This is a genomic window from Stenotrophomonas sp. STEN087, from assembly GCF_056759115.1.
The window spans coordinates 19244-40508 of record NZ_JBRRCR010000027.1 but is presented as its reverse complement, the minus strand read 5'-3'; the positions used below and the strand labels follow the sequence as shown (position 1 = coordinate 40508).

Genomic DNA, 21265 nt, shown 5'->3' with positions numbered 1-21265 from the left:
GCCATGAATGAACTGCTCATCCCTGACGCTGCACAACGCGACGAATCGTCCGTCGAGATGATCCGTGTGTGGATCGCCGAACGCGGGCTGCATGCTTCGTTGAAGGTGGGGCTGTATGAGGATCGTCCCGACATCCAGGAAGAACGTGCCTGGGGCCGGATCCTCGCCGATGTTGCCCAGCACGTGGCCGATGCGCTGGTGACCAGCCAGGGCATGGACCGGGACGCTGCCATCGCGGCCATCAAAGCGGCATTCAACGAGGAGCTGCAGGCGCCATCCAGCGGCCGGTCCGGCGGGTTCGTCGTGCGCCACTGACCGTAGATCCACGCCATGCGTGGATGAACCGCCCGCAATCACCGCTTCGCCCGAATCCTCGCCAACGCCAGATACATCGCCGGCGTCGTGTACAGCGTCAGCCACTGGCTGACCAGCAACCCGCCCACAATCGCGATGCCCAGCGGCTGCCGCAGCTCCCAGCCCTCGCCATTGGCCAGCATCAGCGGCAGCGTGCCCAGCAGCGCCGCCAGCGAGGTCATCAGGATCGGCCGCAGGCGAAGCCGTGCTGCGTCCATCACCGCGTCGTGCGCGCTCAGTCCACGTCGCTCGCCGGCCAGGGCGAAGTCCACCAGCAGGATGGTGTTCTTCATCACCACGCCCACCAGCAGGAACAATCCAAGCAGCGCGATCAGGTTCAGTTCGTTGCCGAACACCCACAGCGCCAGCAGCGCGCCGATGCCGGCCGAGGGCAGGGTGGACAGGATCACCAGCGGCTGCAGGAAGCTCTCGTACAGGATGCCCAGCACCAGGTAAACCGCCAGCGTGGCGCCCAGCACCAGCCACAACTGCCGCGCGCGCAGGCTGTCCAGGCCACCGGCTTCACCGGATAGCTTGGCCTGCACGGTGCGTGGCAGCATCAGCTTCGCCATCGCGGCGTTGATCGCCTGCGTGGCCTGTTCCAGGCCCACGCCCGGCGCCAGCGAGAACTGGATCCAGATCGAGGCGAACTGTTCGCTGTGGTAGATGCGGTCCGGCGCCATGCCGTAGCGCCAGCGGGCGATGGTCGACAGCGGAATGCGCTGGCCGCTGCCGTCCACGACCTGCAGGCGCGCCAGCGTGCCCGGGTCCTGGGTGTGCTTCGGGTCCAGCTCCATCACCACGCGGTACTGGTTGAGGCTGTCGTACAGGGTGGCGACCTGGCGCTGGCTGAAGGAGTTGTTGAGCATGTTGGCCACGGTCTTCAGGTCCACGCCATGGCGCGCGGCGGCCTCGCGGTCGATGTCCAGCACCACCTGGCGCATGCCGGCCTCGCCCTGTGCTTCCACATCCACCAGCTCGGGCAGGGCGCGCAGCGCAGCGCCGACCTTCGGGGCCCACTCGCGCAGCGGCGCCATGTCCGCCGACAGCAGCTGGAACTCGTACTGGCCGCTGCTGCCGCCGCCTTCCAGGCGGATGTCCTGGTCGACCCACAGGTACAGGTTGCCGCCGGGCAGTTTGGGCAGGCGCGCGCGCAGGCGATCGATCACCTCCTGGCTGGACACCTTGCGCTCGGCCAGCGGCTTCATCTTGATCATGATGAAGGCGTTGTTGACCCCGTTGCTGCCGCCGATATAGCCGATGATGTCCTCGATGGCCGGGTCGGACAGCAGCAGCTTGCGGTAGGCATCAATCTTCGGCTGCATGGCCTGGAACGAGAGACCATCGTCGCCACGAGCGAAGCCGCGCAGCTGTGCGGTGTCCTGCTTGGGCACCACGCCCTTGGGCACCTGCTGGAACAGCCAGGCGTTGAGCGCGATGACCGCCACGAAGGCCAGCAGCGGCCAGCGCAGCCGTCGCAGGCAGGCCTGCAGCGTGCGCAGGTAGGCGGCGCGCACGCGCTCGAACAGCGCGTTGCTGCCACGCTGCCAGCGCGAGGCGTGCTGCGCGTCATCGACGAACAGGCGCGCGCACAGCATCGGCACCAGACTCAGCGCAACGACCACCGACACGCTCATCGCCGCCACCAGGGTCAGCGAGAATTCGCGGAACAGGCGCTCGACGAAATCATCCAGGAACAGGATGGAGACGAACACTACGGCCAGCGCCACGTTCATCGACAGCAGGGTGGCGCCCACTTCGGCTGCGCCGCGCACGGCGGCCTGCCAGCGGTCGGCGCCCAGTTCGCGATGGCGGGCGATGTTTTCCAGCACCACGATGGCATCGTCCACCACCAGCACCGCGGCCACGATCAGCGCCATCAGCGAGAGCGTGTTGAGCGAAAAGCCCATCAGCGCCACCAGCGCCAGCGTGCCGAACAGCACCACCGGGATGGCAACGCTGGGCACCAGCGCCGCGTGCCAGTGGCCAAGGAAGCCAAGCACCACCAGCACCACCAGGGCGATGGCCAGCACCAGGGTCAGTTCGGTTTCGTGCAGGGTCGCGCGGATGACCGGCGAGCGGTCCATCACCAGCCGCATGTCCACGCTGGGTGGCAGCAGCGCATGCAGCTGCGGCAGCTGCGCCTGGATGGCATCGACGGTGGCGATGATGTTCGCGCCGGGCTGGCGGCTGACGATCAGCAGCACCGCCGGGCGTTCGTTGTGGAAGCCGCTGGCGTAGCGGTCTTCCACGCCATCGGCCACCACCGCCACATCGCCCAGGCGCAGGGTGCGGTCGTCGCTCACCTTCAGCGCCAGCTCGCGGTACTGCGCGGCCTGGCGCAGCTGCAGCGGCGCTTCCAGCTGCCACTGCTGGCGCTCATCCCCCACCGCACCCAGCGGGCGCACGGCGTTGGCGCGGCTGATCACCTGGGCCACGTCTTCCAGTGCCAGGCCGGCCTGGGTCAGCGCATTCGGGTCCAGCGACACGCGCACCGCCGGCAGCGCACTGCCGCCCACCTGCACTTCGCCCACGCCTGGGACCTGCGACAGCTTCTGCGCCAGCACGGTGGAGGCCAGGTCGTACAGCTGGCCCGGCGGCAGCGTGTCCGAGGTCAGTGCCAGCGCCAGGATCGGCGCCTGCGAGGGGTTCACCTTGCGGTACTGCGGCATGCCGGGCATTCCGCTTGGCAGCTGCCCGCGTGCGAGATTGATCGCCGCCTGCACTTCGCGCGCGGCCTCGTCGATATCGCGGCCGAGCACGAACTTCAGCTCGACCGACGTCTGGCCCTGGGTGCTGGCCGAATCGATGCGCGAGATGCCGGGCAGGCTGCCGAGGGCGCGTTCCAGTGGCGTGGCCACGGTGGCGGCCATCGACTCGGGCGAGGCACCGGGCAGGCTGGCGCTCACTTCGATGGCCGGGTAATCCACCTGCGGCAGCGGTGCCACCGGCAGCAGGCGCAGCGCCAGCAGGCCGGCCAGCACCAGCGCCACCGCCAGCAGGATCGTCGCCACCGGTCGCTGCACGCAGGCCTGGGCCAGGCGTGCGATGGGGCTCATGCGCGCGCCTCTTCAGGCGTGGCGAGGGTGACCGAGCGCCGGCGCTGCAGGCGGTCGAAGGCCAGGTAGATCACCGGCGTGGTGAACAGGGTCAGCACCTGGCTGACCAGCAGGCCACCGACCATCACCCAGCCCAGCGGCTGCCGCAGTTCCGCGCCCGAACCACTGGCCAGCATCAGCGGCACCGCGCCGAACAGCGCGGCCAGCGTGGTCATCAGGATCGGACGGAAGCGCAGCAGCGCCGCCTGGTGGATCGCCTCGCGCGGGGTCATGCCACGCGTGCGCTGCGCGTCCAGCGCGAAGTCGATCATCATGATCGCGTTCTTCTTCACCAGGCCGATCAGCAGCACGATGCCGATCACCGCGATCAGGTCCAGGCTGCGTCCGCTCACCCACAGTGCAGCCAGCGCACCCACCGTGGCCGAGGGCAGGGTGGAGAGGATGGTGATCGGGTGCACGAAGCTCTCGTAGAGCACGCCCAGCACGATGTACATCACCACCACCGCGGCCAGGATCAGCCACAGCGTGGACGACAGCGAACTGCTGAACGCCGCCGCCGCACCTTGCAGCCGCAGTTCGATGCTTTCGGGCAGGGCGATCTGCGTGCGCGCCGCTTCCACGGCGGCGGTGGCTTCGCCCAGCGAGGCCCCCGGTGCCAGGTTGAACGACAGCGTGGCCGCCGGGAACTGGCCGACATGGTTGCGCAGCAGGGCCGCCGGCCCGAGTTCTACCCGCGCCACCGCGCCCAGCGGCACGGTCTGGCCATCGCTGTTGCGCACGCGCAGGCCGCTGATGGCATCGGGCCCGGGCTGGCGCGACGGATCGGCTTCCAGCACCACGCGGTACTGGCTGGCCTGGGTGAAGATGGTGGAGATCTGACGCTGCCCGTAGGCGTCGTACAGCGCATCGGCCACGGCTTCCACGCTCACGTTCAGGCGCGCCGCCGCATCGCGGTCGATGTTCACCCGTGCCTGCCGGCCCTGCATCTGCAGGTCGCTGGCCACATCGCGCAGTGCCGGCTGCTGGCGCAGCGCCTGCAGCAGCTTCGGTGTCCAGGTTTCCAGCGTCTGCTGTTCCGGCGTGGTCAGGGTGAACTGGTACTGGTTGCGGCTGATGCGGTCTTCGATGCCCAGCTCCTGCACTGGCTGCAGGTACAGGGTGATGCCGGGAATCTTCGACACACGCTGCTGCAGCCGTTCCATCACCACGGCGGCGCCGTCGCGGTCGCCATGCGGCTTCAGTTCGATCAGCAGGCGGCCGGTGTTGAGCGTGGCGTTGTTGCCGTCCACGCCGATATAGGACGACACGCTGGCCACCGCCTCGTCGGCTTCGATGGCCGCCGCCAGCGCCTGCTGGCGCTCGCGCATGGCCTGGAACGAGATCGCCTGCGGGGCCTCGCTGATGCCCTGCACCAGGCCGGCATCCTGCACCGGGAAGAAGCCCTTGGGCACGGCGAAGTACAGCGCCACGGTCAGCGCCAGCGTGGCGACGGTGGCCAGCAGCATCAGCGGCTGGCGCTGCAGCACCCACTGCAGCTGGCGGTCGTAGACGGCGATGATGCGGTCGAAGACATCTTGTTTCGGGGTCAGATCCCCTTGGGGCTCTGACCCCTTCGCATGCGGCTTGAGGAAGCGCGCACACAGCATCGGCGTCAGCGTCAGCGACACCAGCAGCGAGATACCGATCGCCACCGCCAGCGTCACCGCGAACTCATGGAACAGCGCGCCCACCAGGTCGGCCATGAACAGCAGCGGGATCAGCACCGCGATCAGCGAAACAGTGAGCGAGACCAGGGTGAAGCCGATCTCGGCCGCACCCTTCAGCGCCGCCTCGCGTGGGCTTTCGCCTTCTTCCAGGTGGCGGGCGATGTTCTCCAGCATCACGATGGCATCGTCCACCACGAAGCCGGTGGCGATGGTCAGCGCCATCAGCGTGAGGTTGTTGAGCGAATAGCCGGCCAGCAGCATCACCGCGAACGTGCCGATCAGTGACAGCGGCACCGCCACGCTGGGAATGAGCGTGGCCGGCAGGTTGCGCAGGAATACCCAGGTGACCAGCACCACCAGACCGATGGCCAGCACCAGTTCCTTCTGCACGCCGCGCACGGAGGCGCGGATCGATTCGGTGCGGTCGCTCAGCACGTTCATCTGCACGCCGGCCGGCAGCGTGGCCTGCAGCTGCGGCAGCAGCGTGCGCACCTGCTCGACCACGGCGATCACGTTCGCGCCGGGCTGGCGCTGGATGTTCACCAGCACCGCCGGCGTGGTGCCGCTCCAGGCGGCCAGCTGGCGGTTCTCGGCACCATCGGTAATGGTCGCCACGTCACCCAGGCGCAGCGGCGCGCCTTCGCGCCAGGCCAGCACCAGGGAGCGGTACTCATCGACGCTGCGCATCTGGTCGTTGGCATCGAGCATCACCGCGCGGATCGGGCCATCGAAACTGCCCTTGGGCAGGTTGACGTTGGCTGCGGCAATCGCGGTGCGGATGTGGTCCATGCCCAGGTTGTTCGCGGCCAGCGCAGCCGGGTTCACCTGGATGCGCACCGCAGGCCGCTGGCCACCGGCCAGGCTGACCAGGCCGACGCCGGGCAGCTGCGCCAGGCGCTGCGCGATGCGCGTATCCACCAGGTCGTGCACCTGCGGCAGCGCCAGCGCCTGCGAGGTCACCGCCAGGGTGAGGATGGGCGTATCGGCCGGGTTGACCTTGCGGTACACCGGCGGCACCGGCAGATCGCCGGGCAGGAAGCTGCCAGCAGCGTTGATGGCCGCCTGCACGTCCTGCTCGGCCACGCCCAGAGACACATCCAGGCCGAACTGCAGGGTGATGACCGAGGCGCCGCCGGAACTGGTGGACGACAGCTGCTTCAGGCCGGGAATCTGCCCGAGCTGGCGTTCCAGCGGCGCGGTGATGGTGCGCGTGGTCAGTTCCGGGCTGGCGCCCGGGTACAGCGTAGTGATCTGGATGATCGGGTAATCGACCTGTGGCAGCGCCGCCACCGGCAGCAGGCGGTAGGCCAGCACGCCCGACAGCAGCAGCGCCACCATCAGCAGGGTGGTGGCGACCGGGCGCAGGATGAACGGGCGCGACAGGTTCATGCGCCGGCCTTGGCCGCCTTCGCTGCAGCAGCGGGCTGTTCGGCCACGATCTCCACGGCGGTACCGTCTTCCAGGCCATCGATGCCTTCGATCACCACCTGGTCGCCGGCCTGCAGGCCGGAGCGCACGGCCACGCGGCCCTCATCGGCCGGGCCTAGCACCACGGTGCGGCGCTGCGCCTTGTTGTCCTTGTCGACGATGTGCACGTAGTTGCCCTGGCTGCCGAACTGCACGGCGGCATCGGGAATCAGCAGCGCCGGCTGTTTGCCCAGCTGCAGGCGCACGTTGACGAACTGGTTGGGGAACAGCGCCAGGCCCGCGTTGTCGAACTGCGCGCGCAGTTTCAGCGTGCCGGTGGCGGTGTCGATGCGGTTGTCGACGCTGGACAGCGTGCCCTGCGCCAGCGCCTTGCTTTCACTGCGGTCCCAGGCTTCCACCGGCAGGCCGGCCTGGGCCTGCACGGCATCCAGCAGGGCCGGCAGTTCAGGTTCGGGCACGGTGAACAGCACGCTGATTGGCGCGGTCTGCGCCAGCGTCACCAGACCCTCGGTATCGCTGGCATGCACCAGGTTGCCGACATCGAGGCGGCGCAGGCCGACGCGGCCGCTGACCGGCGCGGTGATGCGGGTGTACTGCAGCTGCAGGCGCGCTTCATCCACCGAGGCCTGGTCGCTGATGCGGCGGCCCTGCAGTTGCCGCACCTTGCTCTGCTGGTCGCTCAGCTCCTGCCCGGACACGTAGTTCTGCTTCTGAAGTTCGCGGTAGCGCTGCAGCTGGCGCTCGGCATTCTCGAGTTCCGCCAGGTTCTGCTGCTGGGTGCCCTGCGCCTGCGCCAGCTTCACTTCATAGGGGCGCGGGTCGATCTGCGCGAGCAGGTCGCCGGCCTTCACCTGCTGGCCTTCCTGGAAGTGCAGGCGCAGCAGCTCGCCATCGACGCGGCTGCGCACCACCACGCTGTGCAGCGGGGTGACGGTGCCGACGGCCTTCAGGCGCAGCTGCAGGGGTTCGGCACTGGCACGGGCCACGCGCACTGGCACGGTCTTGCCCGGGCCTGCGGCCGCGGTTGCCTCGGCGCGCGGCCATGCCCACCAGGCCACCAGGCCGGCCACGATGATGACGACGGGAATCGCCCACCAGCGGCGGGAACGGGGCGGGGTGCTACGGGACGGCTCAACAGCGGACATGGGGCATCCTGCGCCCTGCGCACGCGCAGGGACATGTACGCCCGTTCGCGCATCACGCGCAGCGGGCAACGGGGGAGGGGAGTGTCTGGCGGGACCGCGACGCGGTGTGGCTGGATGCCGTCGCGCGGGCGACGGGGCGTCAATGGTAGCCAATCAGCCCGGCGATTGCCGCATGACCAAGGTCATGCCTGACCGCTCTTGTAGGGTCGAGCCATGCTCGACTGCTTCTGCCAGGAACAGTCGAGCATGGCTCGACTCTACAAGGAGCGATCAATGCACTTCGTCGTGGTACACGAACTTGGGCATTTCCCAGCGGTAATGGATCGCCAGCAGGCGCAGCGCGAAGCCACCGCCCAGGCAGCACAGGATCGCCGTGGCATCGGCCACACCCCAGCGCAGCAGCAACAGATATACCGCGCCGGTCAGCAGCGAGATGATCGCGTACAGCTCCTTCTGGAAGATCAGCGGCACCTCGTTGCAGAGGATGTCGCGCAGCACGCCGCCGAAGGCACCGGTGAGCATGCCGGCGATCAGCACGATGGGCATGGCATGGCCGGCCTCGCGTGCGATCGAGCAGCCGATCAGGGTGAAGGCGATCAGGCCCAGGCCATCGAGCACCAGGAAGGTGCGGCGGAAATGGTGCATCCAGCGCGCCACCCAGGTGGCGATCAGCGCCGCGCACACGGTGAAGCCCAGGTACTCGGGGTGCTTCACCCAGCCCAGCGGGTAATGGCCGAGCAGGATGTCGCGCAGCGAACCGCCGCCGAGGGCGGTGACGCAGGCGATCATGACCACGCCGAACAGGTCCATGCGGCGGCGGCCGGCGGACAGCGCACCGGTCATGGCTTCGGCGGAAATGGCAACGAGATAGATGATGGACAGCAGCATGGGACAGGCTCCGGGCGCGGTGGGGCCGGCCATGCGCGTATACCGCCACTGCCTGCGCAATGACGGGATGACGATGACCGGTGCCGCTCCCGCTGTCCTTTTGCCTGAGAGTTCAGCGGGATGAACCGCGTGCCCCTTCGGCGGATCGTGCCGGGCGTGCCCGGTGACCTCTCTCCAGCTCGGCGAGTCGAATGCATGGTTGGTGGGATTCCAGCCCACCGGCCTGAGCGATCATGGGAGCCTGCGCCTTCGGCGGGCGCCAGCGCGGCGCCTCTCTCCTGCATTCGGGCGGCAGTATATCCGCTGCAGTGCAGCACGCCATAATCCCCCCATGGCCCGTCCCTCCGCCCCGTGGTTCCTGTACCTGCTCGAATGCCGGGACGGCAGCTATTACGCCGGCATCAGCACCGACGTAGCCGCCCGTTTCGCCGCCCATCTGGCCGGCAAGGGCGCCCGCTACACCCGGGCCCGGCCGCCGCTGCGCATCCTCGCCGTGCGCGAGTACCCGGACCGCTCGTCTGCTTCCCGCGCCGAATGGCAGCTCAAGCAGCAGCCGCGCGAACGCAAGCTGGCCTGGCTGCAGGCCCCGGCCGAGGCCGTCCTGTAGATCCACGCCACGCGTGGATGGGGGACGCCGCCCATGCCATGATCGCCGCGCGCCCAGAGCTGGAGACCCGGATGTCCACGCTTGCCCTGTTGTTTGCGCTCTCCGCATCAACCAGCCCGGCCGCCGACCCGGCCACCCTCGCGGCCATCGAGGCCACCTGCCATGACTACGTCGATGGCCAGCTGGAAGCCGACCCGCAGCGCGTCGCGCGCTCCCTGCACCCGGACCTGGCCAAACGTGCGGTGCTGGGCGATACGCCCGACGAGCGTCTGGACCTGCGCCGGATGTCGAAGGACGAACTGGTGGCGCTGACGAAGCAGGGAGCGTTGAAGACGCCGAAGGCGCAATGGGACCGCCGCTGCACGGTGCTGGACGTGACCGGCAATGCCGCCTCGGTGCGGCTGGAAACGCCGTGGTTCGTCGACTACTTCCACATGGGCCGTTTCGACCAGCGCTGGGTCATCGTCAACGCGCTGTGGTACCCGAAACCGAAGGCGCCGTAGAGCGATGCGTGCTGCCGGCAAAGCATGGATCTCCGTCGTCGTATTGGTCGCCGCCATCGCGCTGCTGCCCGGCCTGCTCTACCTGCTCGGGCTGGCCTGGGTGGATGGTTGGCCGCAGCCGGCAGACCGTGCGCCCAGCGGCGTGGCGGCATGCAGCGGTGAACCGCGCGCGGGCTACCAGCGGATGAACCCCTGGGGCTTCGTCGCGCAGCTCTTCGACCAGGATGCGGGGAAAGCGAACGTGCCCGTGGTCGAGCAGGAGGCCTACTGGGTTGCCCGCCGCCACCTGATGCGGCAGCCGCGCCACGGCATGCTGCGCTGGCAGTTGAGCAGCACGGCGCTCACGATCTGGATCACCCGGCATTGGAGTGCCGGGCAGATTGCCGACACCGCGAGGAAGGAAGACTTCTGCCACGTGTGGCCACGCCCGCCGGGAACCGGCGGCCCGGTGAACCGGTAGATCCACGCCATGCGAGGAGGGTGTTGGGAGGCGGGGTCAGAGCCCTTCATGCCCGGGGTCAGATCCCTTTCCGCAGGAAAGGGCTCTGACCCCAGCGTAGTGCAGGCCATTACCTCGGCCGGCGATCTTCCTGGTCATCACCAAAAATGATGCGCGCGCTGCGCTGGTAGCTCCAGTACGCCACCGCCCAGTTCAGCAGCACCACCACGCGGTTGCGGAAACCGATCAGGAAGAACACGTGCGCGGCCAGCCAGAACCACCAGGCCAGCACGCCGGACAGCTGCAGCCTGCCCAGGTGCACGATGGCGGCCATGCGGCCGATGGTGGCCAGGTTGCCGTAGTCGGCGTACTTGAACGGCCCCGGTGTCGGCTTGCCATGCAGGCGCGCGCGGATGACATCGGCCACGTACTTGCCCATCTGCTTGGCGGCGGGTGCCACGCCGGGCACCGGCTTGCCGTTGGCCTGGTTCACTGCAGCCAGGTCACCAGCGACGAACAGTTCGGGGTGCCCGGGCAGGGTCAGGTCGGGCTGCACCTGCACGCGGCCGGCGCGGTCCAGTGGTACGTCCAGCGTGCGCGCCAGCGGCGAGGCGGCCACGCCGGCGGCCCAGACCACGGTGCGTGCGGGCACGAACTGTTCGCCCAGCTTGAAGCCGAGGCTGTCGATGTCGCTCACCGGGGTGCCGGTCAGCACTTCCACGCCCAGCTTCTCCAGCTGCCGGCGTGCCTTCAGCGACAGCACCTCGGGGAACGAAGACAGCACGCGCGGGCCGGCCTCGACCAGGCGCACCTTGGCGCTGGCCGGATCGATGTGGCGGAACTCGTTACGCAGGGTGTGGCGGGCGATCTCGGCCAGGGTGCCAGCCAGTTCGACGCCGGTGGGGCCGCCGCCGACCACCGCGAAGCTGAGCCATGCGGCCTTCTTCGCCGGGTCCGGTTCGGCCTCGGCGCGCTCGAATGCCAGCAGCAGTTTGCGGCGCAGGGCGATGGCATCGTCCAGCGTTTTCAGGCCCGGCGCATCGCCGGCCCACTGGTCGTTGCCGAAGTAGGCGTGGGTGGCGCCGGTGGCCAGCAGCAGGCTGTCGTAGCCCAGGGTGCTGCCGTCGGCCAGCTGCACCTGGCGGGTGGCCTTGTCGATGGCGACGACCTCGCCCAGGCGTACTTCCACGTTGCGCTGGTGGCCAAGGATGTGGCGCAGCGGCGCGGCGATGTCGGGGGCGGACAGGCCGGCGGTGGCGACCTGGTACAGCAGGGGTTGGAACAGGTGGTGGTTGCGGCGGTCGAGCAGGGTGATCCTGATCTTTTCGCGGGCCAGGGCCCGGGTGGCCCAGAGGCCCGCAAAACCGCCGCCGATGATGACCAGGTGGGGGACTGGTTCGCGGCTCATCGACGTACTCCAGAGGGGGATGGATGTCGCCCTGCATCATCGCACGTCACATGGCTGCCAGTGGCCATGGGTGATACTCCGCTCAGCCTGCAGCCCACCGAGGAAACCATGTCCGAACCGGAAAAGCGCATCGCCCTGCTGATCGACGCCGACAATGCGCCGGCCTCGAAGATCGACGAAGTCCTGGCCGAGGTCGCCCGCTACGGCGTGGCCAACGTGCGCCGTGCCTACGGCAACTGGAAAAGCCCGCGCCTGAAGGGCTGGGAATCGGTGCTGCACGAGTACGCCATCCGCCCGATCCAGCAGTTCGCCTACAGCAAGGGCAAGAACGCCTCGGACATGGCCATGGTCATCGATGCCATGGACCTGCTGTACGCGCGCAACCTCGATGGTTTCGCCATCGTCTCCAGCGATGCCGACTTCACCCCGATGGTGATGCGCCTGCTGACCGATGGGGTGAAGGTGTATGGCTTCGGCGAGAAGAAGACGCCCGAGCCCTTCGTCAACGCCTGTTCCAAGTTCACCTACCTGGAAGCCCTGGGCCAGACCCACGCCAGCGTGCCCGACGTCGAGGCCGAGGCCGGGCAGGCGCCCAGCGGGCAGGTGGCCAGTGATGAAGTGCGCCCGCGCAAGAACAGCGCGGAACTGCGCAATGACACGCGCCTGGTGAAGATGCTGCGGCGTGCCGTATCGGCCGCCGAGGGCGAGGATGGCTGGTCACACCTGGGTCCGGTCGGCAGCCAGATCGGCAACCAGGCCTCGTTCGACCCGCGCAACTATGGCTACGGCAAGCTCAGCGACCTGCTGGCGGCCATCGGCCTGTTCGAGCTGAAGAAGGACGGCAAATCGTCCTACGTGCGCGCGCTGCCGAAGAAGGGCCGGTAGCGCCGGCCGCTGGCCGGCATATCGACGCCGCGATTCAGATCACCCGCGCATCCGAACCCGCATAGCCGTCGGCAAACCCGGCGGCGAAATCCTCGACCCCGTTGAAGGCCAGCAGCAACAGCCCGGCGCATAGCAGCTGGTTGCGGCTGGAACGGCGGTAGCCCAGCACCAGCATCACCAGCCCTGCTGCCAGCAGAACGTAGTTCAACGCATCCCATGCAGTCACGTCGTCTCTCCCTGTGGATGGGCGTATCGTAGCGTTTCCGCGCCACCGTGGCGCACCGCTGCAGGCAGGGAAATCCGCAATGTTGAAGATCTGGGGCCGCCGCAATTCCAGCAATGTCCGCAAGGTGCTGTGGTGCGCCGAAGAAATCGGGCTGCCGTACGAATCCATCGAAGTGGGTGGCAGCCATGGCGGCACGCAGTCGGCCGAATACGTGGCGATGAATCCCAACAGCCTGGTGCCGGTGATCGAAGACCACGGCCTGCCGCTGTGGGAATCGAACACCATCGTGCGCTACCTGAGCGCGCGCTATTCGCTGGGCACGCTGTACGCCGAAGACGCGATGGAACGTGCGCAGGCCGAGAAGTGGATGGACTGGAGCACCTCGCGGATGGCTGCGCTGTACTCCGAACTGATCTGGGGCATCATGCGCACCGCGCCGGCCGACCGCGACGAAGCACGCATCAACGCCGCCATCGTGCGCGCCGGTGATTACCTGAAGATGGCCGATGAGACGCTGGCCAGGCAGCCGTGGCTGTCGGGCGAGAAGTTCGCGATGGGCGACATCCCGCTGGGTTCGTTGATCTATGCCTGGTTCGAACTGCCGATCCAGCGCCCCGACCTGCCGAACGTGGCCGACTGGTATGCCCGCCTGCGCGAGCGCCCGGCGTACCAGCGCGGCGTGATGTCACCGCTGACGTAAGCGGTGGCGACCGGGGTCGGAGCCCACCCTTGGGGTGGGATCCGACCCCGATAGCCAAGGGGTCGGATCCCTCTCGCAGAGAGCGCTCTGACCCCATGGCAGGCCTCAATACAGATCCGTCGGATCCACATCCAGCGACCAGCGCACCTTGCGCGCCTCCGGCAGCGCGTACAGCTGCGGCACCAGCTGGGCCAGCACGCCATGCAGCGGCGGCCGCTGCAGCGCGGACAGCAGCAGCTGCGTGCGCTGGTAGCCGGCGCGACGCGGCATCGGCGCCGGCATCGGCCCATAGGCCTCCACCACGTTCTGCTCGCCCAGCAGCTGCCGCGCCGCCAGCAGGAAGGCGTTCGCATGTTCAAGCTGCTGCGCTTCGGCACGCATCAGCGCCAGGTGTGCGAACGGCGGGAAGCCGGCGGCCTGGCGCTGGTTCAATTCGGCCTGTGCGAACGGGTGGTAGCCACCGCTCACCAGGGTTTCCAGCAACGGGTGCCCCGGGTGGTGGGTCTGCAGCCAGACCTCGCCGGGATCGCGCGCGCGACCAGCGCGGCCGGCCACCTGGATCAGCTGCTGGGCCAGCTTCTCGCTGGCGCGGAAGTCGGCCGAGAACAGGCCTTCGTCGATGCCCACCACCACCACCAGGGTCAACTTGGGCAGGTCGTGGCCCTTGGCCAGGATCTGCGTGCCGACCAGGATGCCGGGCTGGTCGCCCAGCTTCGCCAGCTGCTGTTCCAGCGCATCGCGGCGCGAGGTGGTGCCTCGGTCGATGCGCACCACCGGATAATCGGCAAAGGCGCTGACCAGGTGCTCTTCCAGGCGCTCGGTGCCGATGCCCTGCGGCTGCAGCGCGAGGCTGCCGCAGGCCGGGCAGGCCAGGGGCGCCGGCTGCCGCGCACCGCAGTGGTGGCACTGCAGGCGACGGCCGCCGCCATGCACCGTCATCGGCGCATCGCAGCGCTGGCATGGCGCGGTCCAGCCGCAGTCGTGGCACAGCAGTACCGGCGCGTAGCCGCGGCGGTTCTTGAACACCAGCACCTGCTGGCCACGCTGCAGGTGTTCGCCGATACCGGCCAGCACATCGGCGGACAGGCCATCGTGCAGCGGCCGCTTGCGCACATCGAGGATGCGCACGCGTGGCGGCCGCGCATCACCGGCGCGCTGCTTCAGGCGCAGGTGGGTGTAGCGGCCGGCATAGGCGTTGTGCAGGGTTTCCAGCGACGGCGTGGCGCTGCCCAGCAGCACCGGGATGCCCAGTGCCTTGGCCCGCACCAGGGCGAAATCGCGGGCGTGGTAACGGATGCCGTCCTGCTGCTTGTAGCTGCCGTCGTGTTCCTCGTCGACGATCAGCAGGCCGGCCTGCGGCAGCGGGGTGAACACCGCCGACCGGGTGCCGACGATCACCCGCGCTTCGCCGCGCGAGGCCGCGGCCCAGACGCGCGCGCGTTCGTTGTCGTTCAAGCGCGAATGCAGCGCATGCACTGTGATGCCGAGGCGGCCACGGAAGCGCGCCAGGGTCTGCGGGGTCAGGCCGATTTCCGGCACCAGCACCAGCGCCTGTTTCCCCTGCGCCAGGCAGTGGATGATGGCCTGCAGGTAGACCTCGGTCTTGCCGCTGCCGGTCACCCCGTCCAGCAGGAAGGCATGGAAGCCGTCGGCAGCGGTGATCGCGGCCACGGCCTCGGCCTGTTCCGGGTTGAGGGTGGGGCCGGGCAGGGGCTGCGCATGCTGCGGCGCCACGCTCAGGGCCACGCGCTCGGCCAGCTCGCGCTTGGCCAGGCTGCGTGCGGCGGTGCGCCAGTCCTCCATGCGCGCGCCCAGCACGTCTTCGTCGACCACGGCCTCGCCCAGCAGTTCGGCCAGTTGCCGCGGGCGGGTGCCGGCGCGCAGCTTTTCGCGCTGGGCCTGGCCGGCGGCGGTCAGCTGCCAGCCCCAGTGGTGGGTGTCGGGCAGGGCCTCGCCGTGCCGCAGCGGGCCGGGCAGGGCGGTGTTCACCACTTCGCCCAACGGTGAATGGGTGTAGCGGGCCAGCCACTGCAGGCTCTGCCACAGCTCGCCCTGCAGCAGCGGCTGCGGATCGCACCAGGCCAGCGCCTGGCGCAGGCCCTGGCCGTCGTCCACCTGGCCGTGGCCGGCCACCATCCCCACCAGCTCGCGGTTGCCGAACGGCACCTTCAGGCGGCAGCCGACCGGCATGGCCGGGCCCGGACCTTCCGGGGGCAGGTAGTCGAACAGGCGCGGCAGCGGGACGGGCAGGGCGACCTGCAGGGTCGGGATGGGGTCGAGCATCGGGGCAGTGTAACGGGCGGGGCGGGGGCCGATGGCAGAGGCGATCACGTCGCCCGCGCCTGCCGCGCAATCATAAATGTCACCTAAATATCGGTGGCTATTAGAGATTCAGTCTTATCCACATCTTCTGTGGATAACGTTGTGCGTTACCGGTCGACGGGGGCGTGTGAGGCCGATGGCGACGGCTTTACACTCGGGTTGGTCAAAAAATAGCCATACTTAAAACGTCAATAAAATCAATGGCTTGATTGTGAAACATTGCTGAAACAAGGTGAATCCGCGGCTTCACAACGATTCGGCCGGGGACCGCATTGATGCTGTGCACAACCTGCAGCACGAAGTGCCCGTGGGCGCAAGTCCTGCCGGCCGCCGATGGGCTGCCGCTATCATGCCCGCAGACCTTTGGAGTAACCGATGACGGCTGTGCCCGCCCCTGTTTCCTCGACCGCGGCCGGCGCGCTGTCGGCGTTCCTGCGTGGCGTCGAACGCCGCGCGCTGGTGGTTGCCGAGCTGCAGTGCGGTGACCCCGCCCGCGCCGAGCAGACCCTGGTCGCGGTGATGCGCGCTTTCTCCGCCGTGGCCAGCGACCTGCCGATGGCGCAGTGGCCGACCCGTTTCTGGACCCTGCTGGGCCAGCGCCAGGCGCTGCGCGAGCCGGCTGCCGGGCAGTGGCCGCCGTCGCTGGCCGCCCTGGGCGACATGCCGCCGCTGCCGCGCCTGGCCCTGCTGCTGCGGGTCGGTGGCAGCCTGGATGAAGGCATCGCCACCCGTGTGCTGGATATCGATGAAGACGGCTACCAGCAGCTGCTGGCCGCCGCCTGCCCGCGCGACGCCCACGGCCAGCCCGACGCCGCGGCGTGGCGTGGCCTGGCCGAGCAGGTGCAGCTGCGCATCCGCGATCTGCCGGCCAAGCGCCTGCAACAGCTGCAGCAGCCCTCGGCACCGGCCGCGAACAACCAGCCCCCTACGGCCAGCTGGCGCACGCCGGAGCGCGACGAGCGCAGCGCGCCCAAGCGCCGCCGCCCCAACACCGGTGCGCCGCGCTGGCGCGGCCCGGTCATCCTGCTGGTGACGGTGGCAGTACTGCTGGCGGCCGCCCTGGGCTGGCGCTACTGGCAGCACCACGCGACGGCCAGCGATGCGCCGCTGCCGGAAGGCGTGGTCGCCGAGTCCGGCCCGGTCACCGTTGAATCCCTGCCGGCCAGCGAGGTACAGCCGACCGCTGCCGCCGATGGCCACGCGGCCGAGGACGCCGCCATGCTGGCCGACCGCGACTATCCGCTGGCCGCCGACGCCGACCTGTATGCGTGGAGCGCCGCGGGCGGCCCGCTGCCGGTGGATGAATCCGAACCCAAACCGACCCGCCCCGAGCCGGTCGGTGCCGCGCTGGAAACCGCTGCTGCCGATGAATAAATTCCTGCTTGCCAGCGTGCTGCTGGCCCTGCCGTTGTCGCTGGCCGCCGCGCCGCCCTCACTGGACGTACCGCTGCCGCCGGCAGCGCCCGGTGCAACGCCGGCGCCGGTGGCCGATACGGGTTCGCCCGCTGCCTTTGCCCAGCTCAGCCCGGAGCAGCAGCGCCAGCGTCGCGCCGACTATGCGTCGTTGAAGGCGTTGCCGGAGGGCGAGCGCGAGCGCATCCGCCAGGCGGCCGCCCGCTTTGCCGCGCTGCCGGCCGAACAGCAGCAGCGCCTGCGCGAGCAGTTCCAGGCCCAGGACCAGTCCTTCCGCGATGGCTGGCGGCTGGGGCCGCAGCTGGGCATGCAGTTCCCCAAGCTGCACGGCCTGTTCGGCCTGGTGCCGCCGGAGCAGCGCGAGGCCGCACTGGCCGCGCTGCGCCAACTCAGCCCCGCGCAGTTGACGCAATTGACGCTGGTGGCCCAGCGCACCCCGCCGCAGGAACGCGATGCCGTGCGCAGCGCCTTCCTCGCCGTGCCGGCCGCCGAACGCGACGCCTGGCTCAAGCGCCAGGCCGGCCAGTAGCGTCGACCGTTGGTCGACAAACGCGCAACAAGCGCGTGTTGCCGGGGTCACGTGAAGAGCAGTCGACCAACGGTCGACGCTACCCAGCGGGCGGCACCGTTTGGCCGTAAAATAGCCGGCCGCAACCCGGTGCCTGTGCCCTTCGCGCGCAACCGTAGTTGGCGTCCTGTACTTCCATGTCTACCGCAACCTCCACGCCGCGCTTCCGCAAGGAAGTGGGCGCGACCGGTCTGCTCGCCCTGCCGTTGGTGCTGGGCCATGTATCCACCGGTCTGATCTCCTTCGTCGATAACGTCATTGCCGGCCACCACGCCACTGCCACGCTGGCTGCGGTGACCATCGGTACGGCCCTGCTGTGGCTGCCGATGCTGATCCCGATCGGCACGCTCATCTCGCTCACCGCCTCGGTGTCGCAGCTGCACGGCGCCGGCCGCGAGCGCGAGATCGGCCCGCTGTTCCGCCAGGCGCTGTGGCTGGCGCTGGGCCTGGGCCTGATCATGTTCACCTTCCTCACCGTGGTGCCGCCGCTGCTGCCGGCCTTCGGCATCGCCCCGGACATCGTGCCGGGGGCCACCGCTTTCCTGCATGCGGTGCGCTGGGGTGGTCCGGCGCTGACCCTGTACTTCTGCATGCGCTACCTCAGCGAGGGCATGCACTGGACGCTGCCGACCATGCTGCTCGGCTTCGGTGGCCTGCTGGTGCTGGCGCCGATGGGCTACGTGCTGGCCAACGGCAAGCTCGGCTTCCCGGAAATGGGCGCCGAAGGCCTGGGCATCGCCTCGGCGGTGATGATGTGGCTGCAGGCCATCGCCTTCGCCACCTACCTGTGGTTCACCAAGCGCTTCGCCCACCTGCAGCTGTTCTCGCACTTAGAAGGCCCGCGCCCGGCGGCGATCTGGGACCTGCTGCGCACCGGCCTGCCGATCGGCATCACCGTGCTGATGGAAGGCGGTCTGTTCATCGTCACCGCCCTGCTGATCGGTCGCCTGGGCGCCAATGAGGCGGCCGCGCACCAGATCGCGATCAACGTGGCGCAGCTGTGCTTCATGATCCCAATGGGTGTTGCCGAAGCGACCACTGTGCGCGTCGGCCATGCGGTCGGCCGTGGCGATGGCTTCGGCGTGCGCCGCGCGGCCTGGGCCGGTTACGCCATCATCATGGGTACCCAGACCCTGTCGGCGGCCGTACTGCTGTTCGGCCACGATGCCATCGTCGGGGTCTACACCAACGATCTGGCCGTGGCCGGGCTGGCGTCCACCCTGCTGCTGTACGCGGCTACGTTCCAGTTCCCCGATGGCATCCAGGTGCTGTCGGCCGGCGCGCTGCGCGGGCTGAAGGACACGCGCGTGCCGATGTTCATCGCCATGTTCGCGTACTGGGGCCTGGGCATGCCGCTCGGCGCCGGGCTCGGCCTGGGCCTGGGCATGGGCCCGCAGGGCATGTGGATCGGCCTGATCGTCGGCCTGACCGCCGCCGCCATCCTGATGGGCTGGCGCCTGCGTCGCAGCAGCCTGCGCATCGGTCAATCGGCCCTGGAATGATCGTCGTGCCCGTCACGCCAGACCGTGACGGGCGAACCCCTGACTTGTGTCCGATGCCGCCTTACACGGCACCGGCTATGCTGTTACCACGGCAAGAAGCCATCCGGAGCGCTCCATGAACCAACCCGTGCCCCCGCTGCCCCCGGCGCATCGCAATCCCATCGCCGGTTTCTTCATCGGGCTGTGGGACGTGATGAATTTCACCCGCAGGCTGATCCTCAACCTGGTGTTCTTCGGCCTGCTGCTGTTCGTGGTGGTGATGTTCATCGTCGCTGCGGGCATGGGTGCCGGCGCCAGCAAATCCCTGCAGGACCGCACCACGCTGGTCATCGCGCCGGAAGGCCGTCTGGTCGAGCAGTACAGCGCTGATCCGGTCAGCCGCGCGCTGGCCAAGGCGGTCGGCGACAACGGTGCCGAGGAAGTGCAGCTGCGCGACCTGCTGCGCGTGATCGAATCGGCCAAGGCCGACAAGAAGATCGAACGCGTGGTGCTGGAACTGGACAAGCTGCAGCCGTCCGGCTTCGCCTCGCTGCGTGAAGTGGCCGGTGCGCTGCAGGACCTGCGCGCCTCGGGCAAGCAGATCGTGGCCTTCAGCCAGAGCATGGGCCAGTCGCAGTACCTGCTGGCCGCGCAGGCCGACGAGGTCTACCTGGACCCGATGGGGTCGGTGGTGCTCGAGGGCCTGGGCCGTTACCGCCAGTACTTCCGCACCGGCCTGCAGGACAAGCTGGGCGTGGACGTGCACCTGTTCAAGGTGGGCGAGTACAAGTCCGCCGCCGAACCGTACGTGCTGGATGCGGCCTCGCCGGCGTCCAAGGAAGCCGACCTGTTCTGGATGAACGACGTGTGGCAGCGCTACCTGGGTGACATCGCCAAGGCGCGCCGCCTCGATCCGGCACAGCTGGCTGCGGGCATCGATACGCTGCCCGAAGGCGTGGCCGCGGCCGGTGGTGACCTGGCCAAGTTCGCCCTGCAGCAGAAGCTGGTGACCGCGCTGAAGACCCGCGAGGAATTCGAGGATCTGATGATCGAGCGCGGCGTGGCCGACGAAGACGCTGATGGCGGCTTCCGCAACATCGATTTCGCCTCGTACATGGGTCAGCTCGACGCGCGCCGCAACCCGGTGGACAACCGTCCGCAGGTGGCCGTGGTGGTGGCCTCCGGTGAGATCAGCGGCGGCGACCTGCCGGCCGGTCGCATCGGTGGCGAGTCGACTTCGGCCCTGCTGCGCGCCGCGCGCGACGACGACCAGGTCAAGGCCGTGGTGCTGCGCGTGGATTCGCCGGGTGGTGAAGTGTTCGCCTCCGAGCAGATCCGCCGCGAAGTGGTGGCCCTTCAGGCCGCCGGCAAGCCGGTGGTGGTGTCGATGGGCGACCTGGCCGCCTCCGGTGGTTACTGGATCAGCATGAACGCCGATCGCATCTACGCCGATCCGTCGACCATCACCGGTTCGATCGGCATCTTCGGCATGATCCCCAACTTCAGCCGCGCGCTGGACAAGTTCGGCGTGCACACCGATGGCGTGGGCACGACCCGTTTCGCCGGTGCCTTCGACGTCACCCGCCCGATGGACCCGGCCGTGGGCCAGGTCATCCAGTCGGTGATCAACAAGGGCTATGCCGACTTCACCGGTCGCGTCGCCGAGGCCCGCAAGAAGCCGGTCGAAGCCATCGACGAAGTGGCCCGTGGCCGCGTCTGGAGCGGTGCGCAGGCCAAGGAACGCGGCCTGGTCGACGCCTTCGGCGGCATGAAGGATGCCGTGGCCGACGCCGCCAGCCGTGCCAAGCTGGGCAATGACGAGAAGTACCGCGTGCGCTACATCGAGAAGCCCGCCACTCCGTTCGCGCAGTTCATCAGTGGTTTCGCCGGCAGCCATGCCGGTGCCTGGATGCTGGCCGATTCGGGTGTCGCGCGGATGATGCTGGCGCGCACGATGCCGGAAGTGGACACCCAGCTGCGCTTCGTCGAGAACGCCGCGCGCGAGAAGGGCAACGGTGCACCGGTGAAGGCACTGGCGTACTGCTTCTGCGGGTTCTGACCGGCGCTTGCCGCCAATGAAAACGCCCGGCTCCGGCCGGGCGTTTTTGTCTGTGCGGGGTCGGATCCCTTTGC

17 protein-coding genes and 2 riboswitches are annotated in these 21265 nt (G+C 68.9%); of the genes, 10 read left to right on the top strand and 7 right to left on the bottom strand.

Annotation, left to right across the window (positions count from 1 at the left end):
* Window positions 1–3: 3 nt before the first annotated feature.
* The gene (locus ACVOK1_RS09570; RefSeq protein WP_108770150.1) at window positions 4–315 is read left to right on the top strand and encodes a DUF5076 domain-containing protein; all 312 of its coding nucleotides are present in this window, start codon (window positions 4–6) and stop codon (window positions 313–315) included.
* A 38-nt stretch (window positions 316–353) separates the two neighbouring features.
* Here ACVOK1_RS09570 and ACVOK1_RS09565 read toward each other — a convergent pair whose 3' ends face one another.
* The 4 genes from ACVOK1_RS09565 to ACVOK1_RS09550 all read right to left on the bottom strand — a co-directional run bounded on the left by ACVOK1_RS09565 (window position 354) and on the right by ACVOK1_RS09550 (window position 8580).
* Complete coding sequence (locus tag ACVOK1_RS09565; RefSeq protein WP_481561872.1) at window positions 354–3413, bottom strand: efflux RND transporter permease subunit; 3060 nt, start codon at window positions 3411–3413, stop codon at window positions 354–356.
* Window positions 3410–6508, bottom strand: coding sequence for a multidrug efflux RND transporter permease subunit (locus tag ACVOK1_RS09560; RefSeq protein ID WP_481561871.1), 3099 nt, complete (start codon window positions 6506–6508; stop codon window positions 3410–3412). The genes ACVOK1_RS09565 and ACVOK1_RS09560 overlap by 4 nt, the downstream gene beginning before the upstream one ends.
* On the bottom strand, window positions 6505–7692 hold the full coding sequence (locus ACVOK1_RS09555) for an MdtA/MuxA family multidrug efflux RND transporter periplasmic adaptor subunit (RefSeq protein WP_481561870.1): 1188 nt from the start codon (window positions 7690–7692) through the stop codon (window positions 6505–6507). The genes ACVOK1_RS09560 and ACVOK1_RS09555 overlap by 4 nt, the downstream gene beginning before the upstream one ends.
* A gap of 270 nt (window positions 7693–7962) precedes the next feature.
* On the bottom strand, window positions 7963–8580 hold the full coding sequence (locus ACVOK1_RS09550) for a trimeric intracellular cation channel family protein (protein WP_079223669.1): 618 nt from the start codon (window positions 8578–8580) through the stop codon (window positions 7963–7965).
* 82 nt (window positions 8581–8662) lie between these two features.
* Window positions 8663–8768, bottom strand: a riboswitch (glycine riboswitch).
* Window positions 8769–8781: 13 nt separating this feature from the next.
* A riboswitch (glycine riboswitch) is annotated at window positions 8782–8871 on the bottom strand.
* 40 nt (window positions 8872–8911) lie between these two features.
* Between ACVOK1_RS09550 and ACVOK1_RS09545 the strand changes: the two genes are divergently transcribed.
* The 3 genes from ACVOK1_RS09545 (at window position 8912) to ACVOK1_RS09535 (ending at window position 10150) form a co-directional block, all read left to right on the top strand.
* The gene (locus ACVOK1_RS09545) at window positions 8912–9187 is read left to right on the top strand and encodes a GIY-YIG nuclease family protein (protein ID WP_200752129.1); all 276 of its coding nucleotides are present in this window, start codon (window positions 8912–8914) and stop codon (window positions 9185–9187) included.
* 71 nt (window positions 9188–9258) lie between these two features.
* On the top strand, window positions 9259–9690 hold the full coding sequence (locus ACVOK1_RS09540; protein ID WP_481561869.1) for a nuclear transport factor 2 family protein: 432 nt from the start codon (window positions 9259–9261) through the stop codon (window positions 9688–9690).
* A gap of 4 nt (window positions 9691–9694) precedes the next feature.
* Window positions 9695–10150: a hypothetical protein gene (locus tag ACVOK1_RS09535; RefSeq protein WP_481561868.1), complete on the top strand. Its 456-nt coding sequence runs from the start codon at window positions 9695–9697 to the stop codon at window positions 10148–10150.
* 109 nt (window positions 10151–10259) lie between these two features.
* On the opposite strand, the gene ACVOK1_RS09530 is transcribed toward ACVOK1_RS09535, so the two are convergent.
* A complete protein-coding gene (locus ACVOK1_RS09530; RefSeq protein ID WP_406234453.1) occupies window positions 10260–11537 on the bottom strand; it encodes an NAD(P)/FAD-dependent oxidoreductase in 1278 nt (425 codons plus the stop codon).
* Between the two features lie 108 nt (window positions 11538–11645).
* On the opposite strand from ACVOK1_RS09530, the gene ACVOK1_RS09525 reads away from it, so the two are divergent.
* Complete coding sequence (locus ACVOK1_RS09525) at window positions 11646–12422, top strand: NYN domain-containing protein (RefSeq protein ID WP_481561881.1); 777 nt, start codon at window positions 11646–11648, stop codon at window positions 12420–12422.
* Between the two features lie 34 nt (window positions 12423–12456).
* Here ACVOK1_RS09525 and ACVOK1_RS09520 read toward each other — a convergent pair whose 3' ends face one another.
* Complete coding sequence (locus ACVOK1_RS09520; protein WP_159097564.1) at window positions 12457–12648, bottom strand: hypothetical protein; 192 nt, start codon at window positions 12646–12648, stop codon at window positions 12457–12459.
* Between the two features lie 79 nt (window positions 12649–12727).
* On the opposite strand from ACVOK1_RS09520, the gene ACVOK1_RS09515 reads away from it, so the two are divergent.
* Window positions 12728–13348: a glutathione S-transferase family protein gene (locus ACVOK1_RS09515; RefSeq protein WP_200752125.1), complete on the top strand. Its 621-nt coding sequence runs from the start codon at window positions 12728–12730 to the stop codon at window positions 13346–13348.
* Window positions 13349–13453: 105 nt separating this feature from the next.
* Here ACVOK1_RS09515 and ACVOK1_RS09510 read toward each other — a convergent pair whose 3' ends face one another.
* Window positions 13454–15631, bottom strand: coding sequence for a primosomal protein N' (locus ACVOK1_RS09510; protein WP_481561867.1), 2178 nt, complete (start codon window positions 15629–15631; stop codon window positions 13454–13456).
* Window positions 15632–16045: 414 nt separating this feature from the next.
* Here ACVOK1_RS09510 and ACVOK1_RS09505 point away from each other — a divergent pair, with 414 nt between their 5' ends.
* From ACVOK1_RS09505 to sppA, 4 genes are all read left to right on the top strand, one after another.
* On the top strand, window positions 16046–17044 hold the full coding sequence (locus ACVOK1_RS09505) for a hypothetical protein (RefSeq protein WP_108770141.1): 999 nt from the start codon (window positions 16046–16048) through the stop codon (window positions 17042–17044).
* Window positions 17037–17612, top strand: a complete 576-nt coding sequence (locus tag ACVOK1_RS09500) for a DUF3106 domain-containing protein (RefSeq protein WP_481561866.1) — start codon at window positions 17037–17039, stop codon at window positions 17610–17612. The genes ACVOK1_RS09505 and ACVOK1_RS09500 overlap by 8 nt, the downstream gene beginning before the upstream one ends.
* Before the next feature lie 176 nt (window positions 17613–17788).
* Window positions 17789–19153 carry an MATE family efflux transporter gene (locus tag ACVOK1_RS09495; RefSeq protein WP_481561865.1) on the top strand — a complete coding sequence of 455 codons (1365 nt, stop codon included), beginning with the start codon at window positions 17789–17791 and terminating at the stop codon, window positions 19151–19153.
* Between the two features lie 115 nt (window positions 19154–19268).
* Entirely contained in the window at window positions 19269–21191 is a 1923-nt protein-coding gene (sppA, locus tag ACVOK1_RS09490) for a signal peptide peptidase SppA (RefSeq protein ID WP_481561864.1), read from the top strand.
* Window positions 21192–21265 lie beyond the last annotated feature (74 nt).

Coding starts and splice junctions, on each gene's coding strand:
- ACVOK1_RS09570 (WP_108770150.1), top strand. CDS start 4: ATGAATGAACTGCTCATCCCTGACGCTGCACAACGCGACGAATCGTCC.
- ACVOK1_RS09565 (WP_481561872.1), bottom strand. CDS start 3,413: ATGAGCCCCATCGCACGCCTGGCCCAGGCCTGCGTGCAGCGACCGGTG.
- ACVOK1_RS09560 (WP_481561871.1), bottom strand. CDS start 6,508: ATGAACCTGTCGCGCCCGTTCATCCTGCGCCCGGTCGCCACCACCCTG.
- ACVOK1_RS09555 (WP_481561870.1), bottom strand. CDS start 7,692: ATGTCCGCTGTTGAGCCGTCCCGTAGCACCCCGCCCCGTTCCCGCCGC.
- ACVOK1_RS09550 (WP_079223669.1), bottom strand. CDS start 8,580: ATGCTGCTGTCCATCATCTATCTCGTTGCCATTTCCGCCGAAGCCATG.
- ACVOK1_RS09545 (WP_200752129.1), top strand. CDS start 8,912: ATGGCCCGTCCCTCCGCCCCGTGGTTCCTGTACCTGCTCGAATGCCGG.
- ACVOK1_RS09540 (WP_481561869.1), top strand. CDS start 9,259: ATGTCCACGCTTGCCCTGTTGTTTGCGCTCTCCGCATCAACCAGCCCG.
- ACVOK1_RS09535 (WP_481561868.1), top strand. CDS start 9,695: ATGCGTGCTGCCGGCAAAGCATGGATCTCCGTCGTCGTATTGGTCGCC.
- ACVOK1_RS09530 (WP_406234453.1), bottom strand. CDS start 11,537: ATGAGCCGCGAACCAGTCCCCCACCTGGTCATCATCGGCGGCGGTTTT.
- ACVOK1_RS09525 (WP_481561881.1), top strand. CDS start 11,646: ATGTCCGAACCGGAAAAGCGCATCGCCCTGCTGATCGACGCCGACAAT.
- ACVOK1_RS09515 (WP_200752125.1), top strand. CDS start 12,728: ATGTTGAAGATCTGGGGCCGCCGCAATTCCAGCAATGTCCGCAAGGTG.
- ACVOK1_RS09510 (WP_481561867.1), bottom strand. CDS start 15,631: ATGCTCGACCCCATCCCGACCCTGCAGGTCGCCCTGCCCGTCCCGCTG.
- ACVOK1_RS09505 (WP_108770141.1), top strand. CDS start 16,046: ATGACGGCTGTGCCCGCCCCTGTTTCCTCGACCGCGGCCGGCGCGCTG.
- ACVOK1_RS09500 (WP_481561866.1), top strand. CDS start 17,037: ATGAATAAATTCCTGCTTGCCAGCGTGCTGCTGGCCCTGCCGTTGTCG.
- ACVOK1_RS09495 (WP_481561865.1), top strand. CDS start 17,789: ATGTCTACCGCAACCTCCACGCCGCGCTTCCGCAAGGAAGTGGGCGCG.
- sppA (WP_481561864.1), top strand. CDS start 19,269: ATGAACCAACCCGTGCCCCCGCTGCCCCCGGCGCATCGCAATCCCATC.